Below are 14858 nucleotides of genomic sequence, written 5' to 3'. Positions count from 1 at the left end.
GAGCGGATTAACTGGTCCGGGTCCAAGAACAGGGTTAGGGTGGCCCGGTGATCGAGACACTGGTGGCGGGCGACTCCGCGGATCCCCTGGACTACACCGACGGCTGGGAGCTGCAGCGCCGCCTGCACGCCGAGGTGGTGGCGGGCTCGAGGCCGGACACCCTCGTGCTCTGCGAGCACTCCTCCGTCTACACCGCCGGCAAGCGCACCGAGGCGCACGAGCGCCCGGACGACGGCTCGCCCGTGGTCGACGTCGACCGCGGAGGGCGGATCACCTGGCACGGCCCGGGCCAGCTCGTCGGCTACCCGATCGTGCGGCTCGGCGAGCCCGTCGACGTGGTCGCCTACGTCCGCTCGCTGGAGGGGGTGCTGATCGCCGCTCTCGACGACCTGGGCGTGCAGGGGCGGCGCGTCGACGGGCGCTCGGGAGTGTGGATCCCGAGGGACGGCGGCGCCGACAAGATCGCCGCGATCGGCATCCGCGTCGCCTCGGGCGTGACGATGCACGGATTCGCCCTCAACGTCTCGAACAGCCTCGAGCCCTACGCCCGCATCGTCGCCTGCGGCATCGCCGACGCCGGGGTGACCACGCTCGAGCGCGAGCGCGGCGAGGCTCCGCCCATGGAGGCGGTGCGGGCGCGGGTGGCGGCGCGCTTCTCGGAGGCGGCCCCCGCCTTCTCCGCCCGCATCGAGGAGGTCGCCGCGTGAGCGCCGAGGCCGGCGGCCGCAAGCTCCTGCGGCTGGAGATCCGCAACGCCGAGACGCCGATCGAGCGCAAGCCCGAGTGGATCCGCACGAAGGCCTCGATGGGCCCGGAGTACCTGCAGCTGCAGTCGCTGGTGAAGAGCGAGGAGCTGCACACCGTCTGCCAGGAGGCGGGCTGCCCCAACATCTTCGAGTGCTGGGAGGACCGAGAGGCGACCTTCCTCATCGGGGGCGCCCAGTGCACCCGCCGCTGCGACTTCTGCCAGATCGACACCGGGAAGCCCGCGGACTACGACGCGGACGAGCCCCGGCGCGTCGGCGAGTCCGTGGCGCGGATGAACCTCCGCTACGCGACCGTCACCGGAGTCGCCCGCGACGACCTGCCGGACGAGGGCTCCTGGCTCTACGCCGAGACCATCCGCCAGATCCACGCCCAGGCTCCGGGCACGGGGGTCGAGATCCTGGTCCCGGACTTCACCGGCCGCGCCGAGCACCTGCAGCGGGTGTTCGACGCGGAGCCGGAGGTGTTCGCCCACAACGTCGAGACGGTGCCGCGGATCTTCAAGCGCATCCGGCCGGCGTTCCGCTACGAGCGCTCGCTCGACGTGCTCACCCAGGGCCGGGAGGCGGGGCTGATCACGAAGTCGAACCTCATCCTCGGCATGGGCGAGGAGCGGGAGGAGATCTCGCAGGCGCTGCAGGACCTCTACGACGCCGGCACCGACATCGTGACCATCACGCAGTACCTCCGCCCGACGCCGCGGCATCTGCCGGTGGACCGCTGGGTGCACCCGGAGGAGTTCGTGGCGATCAAGGAGGAGGCCGAGGACATCGGCTTCCTCGGCGTCCTCGCGGGGCCCCTGGTCCGCTCCTCCTACCGGGCCGGCCGGCTCTGGGCGCGCTCGATGGAGTCGAAGGGGCTGCCGGTCCCGGAGCACCTGCGCCACCTCGCCGACGCGGCACTGGGCTTCTCGCAGGCCGTGTAGCCCGCCACCGGGACGGCGCCGGCGCGTCGTCCCGGGCGGGGCCGCTCAGCTGACGAGCTGCTGGGCGAAGACGTGGGGGGTGAAGCCGGTGAGGTCGCCGATGCCCTCGCCCTGGCCGACGAGCTTGATCGGGATGCCGGTGCGCTCCTGGACCGCGAGGACGAAGCCGCCCTTCGCGGAGCCGTCGAGCTTGGTGATGACCAGGCCGGTGACGCCCGCGTGCTCGATGAACGCCTCGGCCTGGCTCAGCCCGTTCTGACCGGTCGTCGCGTCGAGCACGAGCAGGATCTCGGAGATCGGGGCCTGCTTCTCGATGACGCGCTTGATCTTCGTGAGCTCGTCCATCAGCCCGCCCTTGGTGTGCAGGCGGCCGGCCGTGTCGATGATGACCATCTCGACGCCGGTGTCCTTCGCGAACTGCACGGTCTGGAAGGCGACGGACGCCGGATCCTGGCGCTCCTGCTGCGGGCGGACGATCTGGGCGTCGGCGCGCTGCGCCCAGGTGGCGAGCTGGTCGACCGCCGCGGCGCGGAAAGTGTCGGCCGCGCCGACCACGACGCTCCGGCCGTAGTTGCGGAGGAACTTGGCGAACTTGCCGATGGTCGTGGTCTTGCCGACGCCGTTCACGCCGACCACGAGGATCACGGCGGGGCGCTCGCTGAGCTTGAGGGTCGTGTCGTACTTCGACAGACGCTCCTCGAGGGACTCGCGGAGCATCCGCTGCAGGTCGCGCGGGTCGGTGGTGGAGTAGCGGGCGACCTTGGCGCGGAGGTCGTCGACGATCTCCTCGGTGATGTCGGGGCCGAAGTCGGCGGTGATCAGCGCCGTCTCGAGGTCGTCCCAGGTCTGGTCGTCGATCGTGCGCTTCTCGAACAGGCCGCGCAGTGCGCGGCCGAGCGACCAGGAGGTGCGTTCTGCCATGGGTCCAGGCTACCGGCGGGCGCGCCTCCGAGCGGTCGGGGAGGCGGGTTCAGGCCGGGGGCGCGGCGACGCGCTGGCCGACGACGGCCGAGACGCCGTCCTGCCGCATCGAGACGCCGTAGAGGGCGTCCGCGATCTCCATGGTCCGCTTCTGGTGGGTGATGACGATCAGCTGGCTCGAGGTGCGCAGGTCCTCGAAGATGCTGAGCAGTCGGCCGAGATTCGCGTCGTCGAGGGCGGCCTCCACCTCGTCCATGATGTAGAAGGGGCTCGGCCGCGACTTGAAGATGGCGACCATGAACGCCACGGCCGCGAGCGAGCGCTCCCCTCCGGAGAGGAGCGACAGCCGCTCGATCTTCTTGCCGGCCGGCCGCACCGCGACCTCGATGCCGGTGGTGAGCAGGTTCTCCGGGTCGGTCAGGCGGATGCTGCCGGTGCCGCCGGGGAAGAGGACGGGGAACACGTCCGCGAACGCCGCCTGCGTGTCGTCGAAGGCGGAGGCGAACACCGTCTGCATCGTCTCGTCGAGCTCCTCGATGATGGTGAGCAGGTCCCGCCGGGTCCCGGTGAGGTCGGCCAGCTGCTCGGTCAGGAACGCGTGCCGCTGCTCCAGCGCGGCGAACTCCTCCAGCGCGAGCGGATTGACGCGGCCCAGCTGCCTCAGCTGCTTCTCGGCCTTCTCGAGGCGGCGGCGCTGCTCCTCGCGGACGTAGGGCCGCGGCTCCTGCTCCTCGTCCGTCTCGTCGGGGACGCCGACTCCGGGACCGTACTCCTCCACCAGCACGTCCTCGGCGAGCCCGAGCTCGGACGCGGCGCGCTCGAGCAGACCGGTGAGCTGCAGCCTCTTCTCGTAGATCTGCAGCTCGAGGCCGTGCACGCTCTCGGTGACGGACTGGAGCCGGTCGCGCACGCTCCCCTCCTCGCGGCGGAGCCCCTGCAGCTCGGCGTTCTGCTGCGAGCGCGCCGCCTCGGCCGCGACGAGCTCGGCCCGGGCCTGCTGGACGGAGCGGTCGACGGAGGCGAGGACGGCGGGGAGCGCGGCGGTCACCTCGGCCGCCGCGTCGCGCTGGCGACGGCGGATCACGGCGCGGCGCGCGGCCTCGTCGGCGGCGGCGCGGTCGGCGGCCAGCTGGCGGGCCAGCGCCTCCCCGCGGGACTGCTCCGCCCGCACCCGCTCCTTGGCGGTCTCGACGCCGAGCCGCGCCTCGATCTCGCGCTCGCGTGCGGTGTCGACGTCGCTCTGCAGACCGTCGCGCGCGCTCGCGTCGAGCACCGGCCGGGGCCTGGCGCGCGCGGCGTCGAGCGCCGACCTCGCCTCCTGGGCCGCGCGCTCGGCGTCGCCGACCCGGTCCGAGGCGACGGCCAGCGCCCTCGAGCCCCGGCCGTGCTCGGCGGTGGCCGCCTCGAGCTGGGCGCGCACGCCGCCGAGCCGCTCGGTGTGGGCGGCACGGGCGGCGTCGTGCTCGCGGAGGGCCGAGAGCGCGCTCGCGGCCTGCTCCTTCGCGCCGCGGAGCGCTCCGGTCTGCTCGGCGAGCTCGAAGCGGAGCCGGTCGATCCCGCCCTCGACCTCCTCCAGCCGGGCGGCGGCCGAGTCGCGCTCGGAGACGAGCTCGATCCGGCTGCGCTGCCCGCCGGAGCCGGCGCTCTGCACGGCGTCGGAGACGGTCGCGCCGTCTCGGGTGACCAGGACGGTGCCCGGATCGATGCCCTCTCTCAGGCGCCGCGCCGCGGCGAGGTCCTCGACCACGAGCACTCGCTCGAGGAGCGAGAGGACCCCGGCCGGCGCCGTGACGAGATCGCCCGCGCGTTCCGCCCCCTCGGGAACGGTGAGAGCGACGTGCGGCCGGGCGGCGTCGGCGACCAGCAGCTCGACGCGTCCGAGGTCGCGCTCCAGCGCGGCGTCCAGAGCAGCGTCGGCCCGGGCGGTCGACTCGACCAGCACGGCGTCGGCGACCGCGCCGAGGGCGGCGGCGATCGCGGCCTCGGAGCCCGGCCGCACCTGGATCCGCTCGGCGACCCGGCCGCGCACCCCCTCGATCCGGGCGGCGATCAGCTCGGCCGAGCCGTCCGAGACGTCGAGGGCCAGCGACAGGGCACCCGTGCGGGCGGCCAGCGCCTCGCGCTCGCGCTCCAGGGCGTGCAGCTCCTCGCGCAGCCGCTCGATCCCGCCCTCGGCGGCCGAGACCGCGGACTGGGCGAGCTCGTAGCCCTCGTCGAGGCCGCCGTCGGGGCCGCGGCCGGCGTCGTCCAGCTCGGCCTCCAGAGCGTCGAGCGCCCGCCGCGCCGCCTCCTTCCGCCGGTCGGCCGCGTCGAGGGTGTTCTGCGCGCGCAGGACCTCGCCCCGGACGGACGCGAGACGGGAGGCGGCGGTGTCGGCCTGCCCCGAGAGGGTGGAGAGCTCGAGGTCGTAGCGCGAGACGAGGGCCGCCTGCGCGGCGATCTCCTCGTCGACCGCGTCGAGGGCGGAGCGGGCGGCGACGGTCGTGCCCTGCGCCTGGACCCACGCCGTCTCCGCGTCGAGGACGGCCTGCCGCAGGCGCTCCAGCTCGACCCGCGCCTCCTCCACCTGCGCCGGCGTCACGCGCGGCTGGATCTGCGGCTGCTCGGACTCGAGCTCGAGCATCGCGAGCCGCTGCCCGGCGAGGGCCGAGAGGTTGCGCAGCCGCTCCTGCACCGACTCCAGCTCGAACGAGGTGCGCCGGGCGTCGTCGACCGCGTCGCCGACCACCTCCGCCTCGATCCGCGCTCGCCGGAGCGTCGCCTGCTCGAGCCGCTGCTGCAGGACCACCCGCTCGCTGTGCCGCTCGCTCTCGGTGCGGGCGAAGCCGTCCAGAGCGGTCCGGAGCGCGACCACGTCGTCGGCGAGCAGGCGCGCCCGGGCGTCGCGCACCACGGCGGCGATCGTCTGCGCCTGCCGTGCGACCTCGGCCTGGCGCCCGAGGGGCTTGAGCTGGCGCCGGATCTCGCCCGCGAGGTCGGAGAGGCGGGTCAGGTTGGCCTGCATCGCCTCGAGCTTGCGGAGCGTCTTCTCCTTGCGGCGTCGGTGCTTGAGGATCCCGGCGGCCTCCTCGATGAACCCGCGCCGCTCCTCGGGGGTCGCGTGCAGCACGGCGTCGAGCTGTCCCTGCCCCACGATGACGTGCATCTCGCGCCCGAGACCGGAGTCGCTCAGAAGCTCCTGCACGTCGAGCAGCCGGCAGCCGCGTCCGTTGATCGCGTACTCGCTGCCGCCGTTGCGGAAGAGGGTCCGGGTGATCGTCACCTCGGTGTACTCGATCGGCAGGGCGCCGTCCGAGTTGTCGATGGTGAGCGCGACCTCGGCGCGGCCGAGGGGTCCGCGGGTGGAGGTGCCCGCGAAGATGACGTCCTCCATCTTGCCGCCGCGGAGCGTCTTCGCCCCCTGCTCCCCCATCACCCAGGCGAGCGCGTCGACGACGTTGCTCTTGCCCGAGCCGTTGGGGCCGACGACGCAGGTGACCCCCGGCTCGAAGGCGAACGTGGTCGGCTGAGCGAAGGACTTGAACCCCTTGAGGGTCAGGCTCTTCAGGTACACCCGGCCGCCTCGCTCCCGTCCACAACGCCTCCACGGTAGCCGACGGCCGCGGCCGGGCCGGGAGGCGGAGCCAGGACCGGCCGACGGACCGCCGCGATCCCGCACCGGAACAGGCGCAGGAGGCCGCCGCGGGCGCCGGGACGTGCACACTGGGGTGGTGAACCGCACCCCAGACCCGGCGCTCCGGATCCGCGAGCTCGCGATCCCCGAGGCCGTGGGCGCCGACGGCTGGAGCGACTTCCTCGCCCTGACCGCGATCGGCGATGCGGTGGGGACCGCCCCGGACTGCCGGGCCGTCTACACCTGGAACGCCGAGGAGAACCGACCGATGCTCGCCGTGAACGAGGCCGTCGGCTTCACCCCCGTCACCCACGAGGGCCAGTGGAGGAAGGAGCTCTCATGACCCCGCTCGTCGAGCCCGGACCGCCGCTGACCGCCGCCGAGCGCGAGCGGTTCGCCCGGCAGATCCGCCTGGCGCCCCTCGGGGAGCTCGGACAGCGGCGCCTCCGGAACGCGCGCGTGCTGATCCTCGGCGCGGGCGGCATCGGCTCGCCGGTGATCACGGCGCTCGCCGCGGCCGGGATCGGGCGGCTCGGCATCGTGGACGGCGACGTCGTCGAGCTCTCGAACCTGGCGCGGCAGACGGCGCACGACGACTCCTCGATGGGCCGGTCGAAGGCGGAGTCGGCGGCGGCGACCGCGCGGCGGCTCTCCCCCGGCATCGACGCCCGGGCCTTCCCGGTGTCGCTGACCTCGGCCAACGTCGACGCCCTGGTGGCGGGCTGGGACGTCGTGGTCGACGGCTTCGACACCTTCGGCGCGCGCTACCTCGCCTCGGACGCGACGACGCGCGCCGGGATCCCGCACGTGTGGGGGTCGGCGCTCGGCTTCGACGGGCAGCTCTCGACCTTCTGGGCCGGCGCTCCGGGCGGAGGGGTGACCCTGCGCGCGCTGCACCCCGAGGCCGAGGACGCGGGCGACAGCTGCTCGACGGTGGGCGTGCTGGGCGCGCTCTGCGCGCTGATCGGCTCGGCCATGGCGGCCGAGGTCGTGAAGCTCGTGACCGGGGCGGGCGAGCCGCTGTTCGGTCGCGTCCTCGTGCACGACGCCCTCGACTCCTCCTGGGCCGAGCTCCCTCTCGAGCGGCGGGTGCCGCCGGTCCCGGAGCGGCGGGCCGCGGCGGGCTCGATCACGGCGGCCGAGCTGCGGGAGCGGCTGGCCGGGCCGACGCCCCCGACCGTCGTCGACCTCCGCGAGGACGACGAGGACCGGACCGTCGCGGTGCCCGGTGCCGTGCGGATGCCGATGTCGCGCTTCGACCCCGTCGCTCTGCCGGCCGGTCCGCTCGTGCTGCACTGCGCCTCCGGGGTCCGATCGCGTCTCGCGGCGGAGCGCGCGGCGGCGGCGGGCGTGGCGTCCGACTCGCTCGACGGCGGGATGGCGTCGTGGCGGGAGCGGTGACCCGCCCCGCGGCCGCGTGCGCCGCGGAACCGGTGGGGTGAGGCGCACCCAGCGCCCTGCCGATCGGCGACCCGGGATGTTCGGTGCTCGCAGCGGAGAGGATCCGTCCTTCTCCGCGGATCAGGGCGGAGCAGTGTCCGAAGCTGATCGGCGGTGGCGTGCTCGCGGCCACCGTTCCGAGGAGAGCACCCATGCCGACGCCTTCACCGCACTCCGCGCGGCAGGCGGCGCTGCTCGATCCTCCCGACCCGCTCGACCCCGGCGCGGAGGCGTGATGCCCGAGGTCTGGAGTCCCGCCGAGAGGCGGCTGCGTCGGCTCGGCTGGATTCCGCGGCGCCCCCTGCCGCGAGGTGCCGTCTGCGACGCGATCGTCTCGCCGCGCCTCAGCCTCAGCCGCGCCTGGCTGCAGACCGGGGAGTTCGAGGTCCTCCCCCATCCCGGAAGGCTCCGCGTGCTCTTCAGCCTCGACGGGACCGGCCGCCTCTCCGCCCGGGGCCGCGACCACCGGCTCCCGGCCGGCAGCGCTCTCGTGACCCGCGCCTCGACGGTGCAGTACGCGGCGGCGCTCAGTCCGTGGGCGCGCTTCGAGTGGCAGCTGCGCCCCTCGGTGCTCCGCGCGAGCGAGTTCGCCTCGCTCACGGACCGGGTCCTCGCCCTCCCCGAGGCCTACTGGCGCACTCACCGGTGCGGCGAACACCGTCCTCACTTTCGGCGTCGAGCCCTCGGACGCGGCCTTCGAGCACTTCGAGATCGCGAGCGAGCACCTCCTGGCCTCGGCCTTCTCGGCGCTGCTGCCCTCCTTCGACCGGGAGGACCGGTCCCCCGCCGCCGTGTACGCGAACGGCACGCGCCTGATCGAGCGGCACTACCGCGACCGCTCCTTCACTGTGGAGACGCTCGCGGAGCGCCTCGGCGTGTCGGTCAGCCACCTGCACCGGGCGTTCTCGGCCGCCGGCACCACGCCTCGTCAGCGGATCGAGCGCGCACGGGCCTTCGAGGCGCAGCGCCTCCTCGACGAGCTCGGCCCACGGGCGGCGACGGACCTGGACCGCGTGGCGCGGTCGGCCGGCTTCAGCTCGCGGATCCACATGCAGCGGACCCTCCGCCGGATCGACGACGCGGGCTGACGTGCGCCGCCGCGTCCCCCGCGCCGGTCGGGCTCCCGGCGGGGAGGCGGCCTGAGCGGCTCCCCGATCCGGCGGCGCGACGGAACGTCCACGGTCGGGCATGGAACCTCGTCGCGGCCCGTTCCGCGTCGATCGGAGGCCGGACGTTCGGCAGGATCGGCGCGTCCACCACCCCTCGCACGAAAGAAAGAAAAGGAACACCATGACGGACACCAACGCCCTGGACCCGACGGCAGCGCACTCGCGCTCCCTCCCACCGCGGATCGACTCGACCGGCGGGGGGCCCGCCCGGCGGACGATCATGTCGGGTGCGGCCTGGTCCGTCCCCGTCGTCGCCGCGGCGGTCGCGACCCCCGCGGCCGCCGCGTCCACCGGCCTCACCCTCGCCTTCGACGCCCCGGCGTACTCCTTCCCCGCCTGCACCACGAGAACGGTCTCCGTCCTCGCCACGACCAACGGCGCTCCCGCTGCCGGCGACACGGTCACCATCACTCTCCCCGCCGGCCTGACCAGCGGCGGCGCGCAGACCGTCAGGGCGACGACCGGCGCGGACGGACGCGTGAGCATCCCGGTCACGGCCGGGAACGTGGCGCAGAACGGCATCACCCTCTCCGCCGTCTCCGGCGCCGCGGGCGCGACGGCGACCGCGAGCACCACCGCGACCACGGGGACCGCCGTCCGGTACGTCACCGACGGCGGACGGACGACGACGGAGTCGAACGGCAACGTGCCCTCGGGAGCCAAGACCGTCGGACCCCGGTACTACCTGACGGAGTCGGGCGAGCTCTATCACGGCGGGGGGCGGATCGCGCGCGGCGTCACCAGCGTCCAGGGCTTCCGCGACGAGCAGAACCGCGACGTCGCCGACTTCGTCGTCGACGGCGTCTTCTACCGCTTCGTCACCGGAGAGGCCGCGCCGAAGGCCATCGGGAGCGGCGTGCCGGCCGGATCGACGGTCCATGCGCCCGCCTTCTACGTCACACCGAACGGCGAGCTGCGGCGCGCCGGCGGAGCCCTCGTGACCACCGGAGTGACGAGCGCGGACTCCTTCCGCGACCAGAGCAACAACGACGTCATCGACGTGATCGTCGGCTCGGAGCTCGTCCGCTACATCTCCTCCACGAAGAACCAGGTCTACGCCAGGAACGTTCCGGCAGGATCGACGGCCTTGGCGCCCTCGTACCACCTGACGCCGGACGGGCGCCTCTTCAACAGCAGCATCCTGGTCGCCACCGGGGTGACCAGTGCCGACGCCTACCGCGATCGACAGAACCGTGACGTCGTGGACGTGATCCAGAACGGCGCTCTCGTCCGGTACGGCGCGTTCGCGGACAGGACGCAGCCGCAGATCCGCGTCGCCTCCGGTGTGCCCTCCGACGCCACCATCTTCGCGCCGGACGCCTACGTGACCCGGGACGGCCGGGCCTTCGTCAGCGGCGTGCTGGTCGCCACCGGAGTCTCCTCGGCGTTCGGATTCCTCGACGTGCAGAACCGCAACGTGCTCGACACGATGACCAACGTCCTGTGCCCGTGACGCACGGGATCGGCCGCTGATCCGGTCCTGCCCCGCCGCACGCGGGTCCGAGGGAGGCGTCCCGCGGGTCCCTGTGCGGCGGGACAGGACCAGTCCGTCCTCGGGATGCAGCGTCCTCCAGAAGCGCGGACGCACCTGCTGCGGACCGCGCGGAGCGGACGCACCGGTCCGGTCGAGGACGGCTCGTCACGGAGGGCTCTTCGGGGTCAGCCGCCGGCGAACGGCGGCAGGACGTCGACCGCGGCATCGGGACGCAGCGGCGTGGCCCTGTCCGCGGTCGACACGCCGTCGACCAGGTAGGTGCACCGTGCGAGCACGTCGGCGGCCGAGGGCGCGGAGGCGACGAGTCTCTCCTCGAGAGCGCCCAGGTCGGGCACCTCGTCGAGCTCGTCGGAACCACGGCCGAGGGCGGCCTTGGCCGCCGCGAAGTAGCGGACCCGCATGCTCATCCGCCGATCGCGCTCATCGTGCGCTCGGGCTGCACGAAGCCCGCCCTGTTCATCTCGTGTCCCGCGGGCTTGGCCCACATCGCCCCGCGCCAGAGCTGGGCGACCTCGTGGTCGTCCGCGCCCGCGCGCATCGGGCCGAGCAGGTCCGTCTCCTCGTTCGAGAAGAGGCAGCTGCGGACACCTCCCTCGGCGGTGAGCCGGGTGCGGCGGCAGTCGTCGCAGAAGTTCTCGGTGACGGACGCGATGATCCCCACCTGGCCGAGCACCTCGGACCCCCCGGCCTCGCGGACGTCGAAGAGCTCGGCGGGGGCGCCGTCACGGGGGGCCGCGTGCGGGCTGAGCGAGAAGCGCTCCGAGAGCAGCGCCCGGATGTCCGCGGCGGTGATCATGGTCGCGCGGTCCCAGCCGTGGTCGGCGTCGAGCGCCATCTGCTCGATGAAGCGGAGCTGGTGGCCTCCCGCGAGGGCCCAGGCGAGCAGCTCCGGGGCCTCGTGGTCGTTGATCCCGGGCAGGAGCACCGCGTTGATCTTGGTCTGGTCCAGGCCGGCGGGACCGAGCGCGTCGATGCCCGCGAGCACGCGGTCGAGGAACGGGCGACGGGTGACCTTCGCGAAGGTCTCGGCGCAGATCGAGTCGAGCGAGACGTTGACGCGGTTCAGGCCGGCGTCGGCGAGCGCCGCCGCCCGACCCGACAGGCCGATCGCGTTCGTGGTGAGCGAGATCTCGGGGCGCGGGTCGAGGGAGGCGACGTCGCGGATGATGTCGACGAGGTCCTTGCGCAGGAGCGGCTCGCCGCCGGTGAAGCGGATCTGGCGGACGCCGAACTGCTCCACGGCGATGCGCGCTAGGCGGAGGATCTCCTCACGGCTGAGCAGGGACGCGGGCGGCTGGAACGGCAGGCCCTCCGCCGGCATGCAGTAGGTGCAGCGCAGATTGCACTTGTCCGTCAGCGAGATCCGCAGATCGTCCGCGACGCGCCCGTAGGTGTCCAGGAGGAGCGGGTTGGCGGGGCGGTCGGCCGGGAGGACCGCGCTGCGCTGTCGGGGCCGGAAGCCCGGGATCCCCAGTGCTGTGCTCATCCGCTCACACTACGCCGCGGAACCGGGCGCGACCCGGCAAGATGGACTCGGTCCCGCCGCCGGTCGGGCTCCGCCGCTCGCGAGAGGACACGATGACCTCGATCGACCTGCACGCCGCCCGGGTGCGGGCGCTGCTCGCGCCGCTGGCCACGCGGGGTGCCCGCGAGACGCTGAGCCTGGATCCGGCCGCCGTCGCCGCCGATCCGGGCGCGTACGACCGGCGGGTCCTCGCCCGCTCCGTCGACTCCCCGCTCGACCTGCCGCGCTTCGACAACTCGCAGATGGACGGCTTCGCGGTGCGGGCGGCCGACCTCGACGCGGCTGCGCCGGAGCATCCCGTCGCCCTGCCCGTCTCGGCGCCGATCCCCGCGGGCGACCGGGCGCCGCGGCACGAGCCCGGCACGGCGACACCGATCATGACCGGCTCGCCGCTGCCGGAGGGGGCCGACGCCGTCGTCCCGGTCGAGCGCGTCGATCCTCCGCGCTTCCCCGCGGCGGGCAGCGTCGCCTTCGCGCACCCGGTGGTGCCGGCGACCTTCGTCCGAGCCCGGGGCAGCGACGCCCGCCGCGGCGAGCTCGCCCTCCCGGCCGGCACTGTCCTCCGCGCGGCCCACTACGGACTCCTCGCCTCCCTCGGGCTGACCGAGGCGGAGGTGCTGCCGCGACTCCGGGTGCTCGTCGTCCCCACCGGCAACGAGATCCGTCCCGCAGGCGTTGTCCTCGAGGAGGCGCAGATCCACGACGCGAACGGCGCCCTGCTGGCCGAGGCCGTCCGCGAAGCGGGCGCGCTGCCCGTCGTCGCCGCCTGCACGAGCGATCGGGCCGAGGACCTCCTGGCGCTGCTCGAGGAGCACGCGGGCGCGGCCGACCTGGTGATCACGGTCGGCGGTGTCAGCGCGGGCGCCTACGAGGTCGTCCGCGACGCGCTCGGCCCGGCGGGCTCGGAGTTCGGCCACGTCGAGATGCAGCCGGGCGGCCCGCAGGGCCTCGGTCTCGTGCGCGTGGCCGAGGGGCTGCACCTGCCGGTCGTCTCGCTTCCCGGGAACCCGGTGAGCGCCCTGGTCTCGTTCGAGGTGTTCCTCCGGCCCGTGCTGCGCTCGCTCGCGGGACGGACGCCCGCCGAGCGGCCGCGGCTCCGTGCGCGCCTCGGCACGGCGCTCGACTCGCCCGCGCACCTGCACCAGATCCGCCGCGGAGTCCTCGACGACGAGGGCCTCGTGCACCCGGTGGGCGGGCCCGGCTCGCACCTGCTGGCGTCCTACGCCCGCTCCACCGTGCTCATCCACGTCCCCGTCGGGACGGACCACGCAGCGACCGGCGACACGGTCGAGATCTGGAGGATCGATGACTGAGAGCGATCGGCTCACCCATGTGCGCGGCGACGGAGCCGTGCACATGGTCGATGTGAGCGCGAAGGAGGTCACGGCGCGCACCGCCGTCGCCGAGGGGTACGTCGAGACCTCGCCCGAGGTGGTGCGGCTCCTCGAGCAGGGCGAGCTGCCCAAGGGCGAAGCGCTCGGCGTGGCGCGGATCGCCGGGATCCTCGGCGCGAAGGCGACCTCGACCCTCATCCCGCTCTGCCACCCGCTGGCGCTGGACGGCGTCGACGTGGACCTCGAGCCGCAGGACGGCCGCGTCCGGATCGAGGCGCGCGTGCGCACGACCGGGCGCACCGGCGTCGAGATGGAGGCGCTGACCGCGGTCAGCGTGGCCGCCCTCACGGTCTACGACATGATCAAGGCGGTCGATCGCGGTGCCGCGATCACCGGTATCCGTGTGCTCGCGAAGGCGGGCGGGAGGAGCGGCTCGTGGACGAGCGGAGGAACCCCGTGACGCGGCGGGCGGTGGCGGTCGTCGCCTCCACCCGTGCCGCCTCCGGCGTGTACGAGGACCGGACGGGACCGGCGCTGGAGGCCTGGTTCACCACCCGCGGCTGGGAGTCCCGGGTGGTCGTCGTGGCCGACGGCGACGCGGTGGGCGAGGCGATCGCCGACGCGATCGGCAGCGGAGTCGACGTGGTCGTGACCACCGGTGGGACGGGCGTCGCCCCGAGCGACGTCACCCCGGAGCAGACCGCCCCCCTCCTGGAGAGGCCCCTGCCCGGCCTCGCCGAGGCGGTGCGCGCCAAGGGCGCCGCCCACGTCCCGACCGCCGTGCTCAGCCGCGGGCTCGCCGGCGTCAGCGGCCGCACCGTCGTGGTGAACCTCCCCGGCTCCCCCGGCGGCGTCCGCGACGGGATCGACGTGCTCGACCCGGTGATCGGGCACCTCCTCGATCAGCTCGGAGGCGGCGACCATGCCCGCTGAGCCGGTCGCCCTCGCCCGGCTCGCGGCCGAGGCCATCACCGTCGACGAGTGCGAGCAGGCGGTCGACTCCCCGACGCACGGCGCCGTCGTGACCTTCGCGGGCGTCGTCCGCGACCACGACGAGGGCCGCGGCGTGCTCCGGCTGTCCTACGAGGCGCACCCGGACGCCCCCGCCGCACTCCTCGCCTCCGCCCGCCGCATCGCCGAGCGCTGGCCTGACGTCCGGATCGCCGCCGTGCACCGGGTCGGCGACCTCGTGGTCGGCGACCTCGCCCTCGCCTGCGCCGTGGCCTCGGCCCACCGCGCAGCGGCCTTCGAAGCCTGCGCGGCACTGGTCGACGACATCAAGGCGTCGGTGCCGATCTGGAAGGAGCAGTCCTTCGTCGACGGCAGCTCGGAGTGGGTCGCGAGCCTCGGCTGATCTTCCTTCGAGCCCGTCCCCGCCGGGCTCGGCGCGGTCGGCCGGAGAGGGTGGTCACGTTTCGCAGAGCGGGGAGCGATCGCCTAGATCGATCCGCTGGCACGCGGATCGATCGTTCGGCTCGAGGGTGTTTCATACCGAGCCCGTCCCCGCCGGGCTCGGCGCGGTCGCGGTGCTCGTCCCCGAGCCCGTCCCGGCCGGGCTCGGCGCAGTCGGCTTTCCAGGGCGGATGCGATTCGCAGAGCGGGGAGCGATCGCCTAGATCGATCCGCTGGCACGCGGATCGATCGTTCGGCTCGGGGGGAGAGCGAACAACC

General features: G+C 74.1%; 14 protein-coding genes. 10 read left to right on the top strand and 4 right to left on the bottom strand.

The window, feature by feature from the left end; all coding sequences use genetic code 11:
• Positions 1-47 precede the first annotated feature (47 nt).
• A complete protein-coding gene (gene lipB / locus C5C56_RS05995; RefSeq protein ID WP_104238539.1) occupies positions 48-707 on the top strand; it encodes a lipoyl(octanoyl) transferase LipB in 660 nt (219 codons plus the stop codon).
• The gene (lipA, locus tag C5C56_RS05990; RefSeq protein ID WP_104319238.1) at positions 704-1690 is read left to right on the top strand and encodes a lipoyl synthase; all 987 of its coding nucleotides are present in this window, start codon (positions 704-706) and stop codon (positions 1688-1690) included. Before lipB ends, lipA begins: the two co-directional genes overlap by 4 nt.
• A 45-nt stretch (positions 1691-1735) precedes the next feature.
• On the opposite strand, the gene ftsY is transcribed toward lipA, so the two are convergent.
• The gene (gene ftsY, locus C5C56_RS05985) at positions 1736-2611 is read right to left on the bottom strand and encodes a signal recognition particle-docking protein FtsY (RefSeq protein WP_104223920.1); all 876 of its coding nucleotides are present in this window, start codon (positions 2609-2611) and stop codon (positions 1736-1738) included.
• Between the two features lie 49 nt (positions 2612-2660).
• Entirely contained in the window at positions 2661-6164 is a 3504-nt protein-coding gene (gene smc / locus C5C56_RS05980) for a chromosome segregation protein SMC (protein ID WP_104319237.1), read from the bottom strand.
• A gap of 157 nt (positions 6165-6321) precedes the next feature.
• On the opposite strand from smc, the gene C5C56_RS18430 reads away from it, so the two are divergent.
• From C5C56_RS18430 to C5C56_RS05960, 4 genes are all read left to right on the top strand, one after another.
• A complete protein-coding gene (locus C5C56_RS18430) occupies positions 6322-6567 on the top strand; it encodes a hypothetical protein (RefSeq protein WP_181074951.1) in 246 nt (81 codons plus the stop codon).
• On the top strand, positions 6564-7625 hold the full coding sequence (locus tag C5C56_RS05970; protein ID WP_104319236.1) for a ThiF family adenylyltransferase: 1062 nt from the start codon (positions 6564-6566) through the stop codon (positions 7623-7625). Before C5C56_RS18430 ends, C5C56_RS05970 begins: the two co-directional genes overlap by 4 nt.
• Before the next feature lie 830 nt (positions 7626-8455).
• A complete protein-coding gene (locus tag C5C56_RS05965) occupies positions 8456-8752 on the top strand; it encodes a helix-turn-helix domain-containing protein (RefSeq protein ID WP_181137563.1) in 297 nt (98 codons plus the stop codon).
• Between the two features lie 202 nt (positions 8753-8954).
• Complete coding sequence (locus C5C56_RS05960) at positions 8955-10286, top strand: hypothetical protein (RefSeq protein WP_104226888.1); 1332 nt, start codon at positions 8955-8957, stop codon at positions 10284-10286.
• Between the two features lie 206 nt (positions 10287-10492).
• Here C5C56_RS05960 and C5C56_RS05955 read toward each other — a convergent pair whose 3' ends face one another.
• Together C5C56_RS05955 and moaA are read right to left on the bottom strand one after the other, a co-directional pair.
• Positions 10493-10735 (bottom strand): MoaD/ThiS family protein, encoded by a 243-nt coding sequence (locus C5C56_RS05955; RefSeq protein ID WP_104223924.1) that lies wholly within the window; start codon positions 10733-10735, stop codon positions 10493-10495.
• The gene (moaA, locus tag C5C56_RS05950) at positions 10732-11814 is read right to left on the bottom strand and encodes a GTP 3',8-cyclase MoaA (protein ID WP_104319234.1); all 1083 of its coding nucleotides are present in this window, start codon (positions 11812-11814) and stop codon (positions 10732-10734) included. The genes C5C56_RS05955 and moaA overlap by 4 nt, the downstream gene beginning before the upstream one ends.
• A gap of 92 nt (positions 11815-11906) precedes the next feature.
• On the opposite strand from moaA, the gene glp reads away from it, so the two are divergent.
• The 4 genes from glp to C5C56_RS05930 are packed head-to-tail and all read left to right on the top strand — an operon-like array spanning position 11907 to position 14541.
• The gene (glp, locus tag C5C56_RS05945) at positions 11907-13166 is read left to right on the top strand and encodes a gephyrin-like molybdotransferase Glp (protein ID WP_104319284.1); all 1260 of its coding nucleotides are present in this window, start codon (positions 11907-11909) and stop codon (positions 13164-13166) included.
• On the top strand, positions 13159-13647 hold the full coding sequence (moaC, locus tag C5C56_RS05940) for a cyclic pyranopterin monophosphate synthase MoaC (RefSeq protein WP_104232482.1): 489 nt from the start codon (positions 13159-13161) through the stop codon (positions 13645-13647). Before glp ends, moaC begins: the two co-directional genes overlap by 8 nt.
• Positions 13623-14120, top strand: coding sequence for a molybdenum cofactor biosynthesis protein B (locus tag C5C56_RS05935; RefSeq protein ID WP_244229433.1), 498 nt, complete (start codon positions 13623-13625; stop codon positions 14118-14120). Before moaC ends, C5C56_RS05935 begins: the two co-directional genes overlap by 25 nt.
• On the top strand, positions 14110-14541 hold the full coding sequence (locus tag C5C56_RS05930; RefSeq protein WP_104226891.1) for a molybdenum cofactor biosynthesis protein MoaE: 432 nt from the start codon (positions 14110-14112) through the stop codon (positions 14539-14541). The genes C5C56_RS05935 and C5C56_RS05930 overlap by 11 nt, the downstream gene beginning before the upstream one ends.
• The last annotated feature ends 317 nt before the right edge of the window (positions 14542-14858 follow it).

It is taken from the genome of Rathayibacter sp. AY1D1 (assembly GCF_002932635.1).
Lineage (GTDB): Bacteria > Actinomycetota > Actinomycetes > Actinomycetales > Microbacteriaceae > Rathayibacter.
The sequence above is the reverse complement of the archived record's forward strand: the minus strand, read 5'-3'. Positions and strand labels throughout refer to the sequence as shown.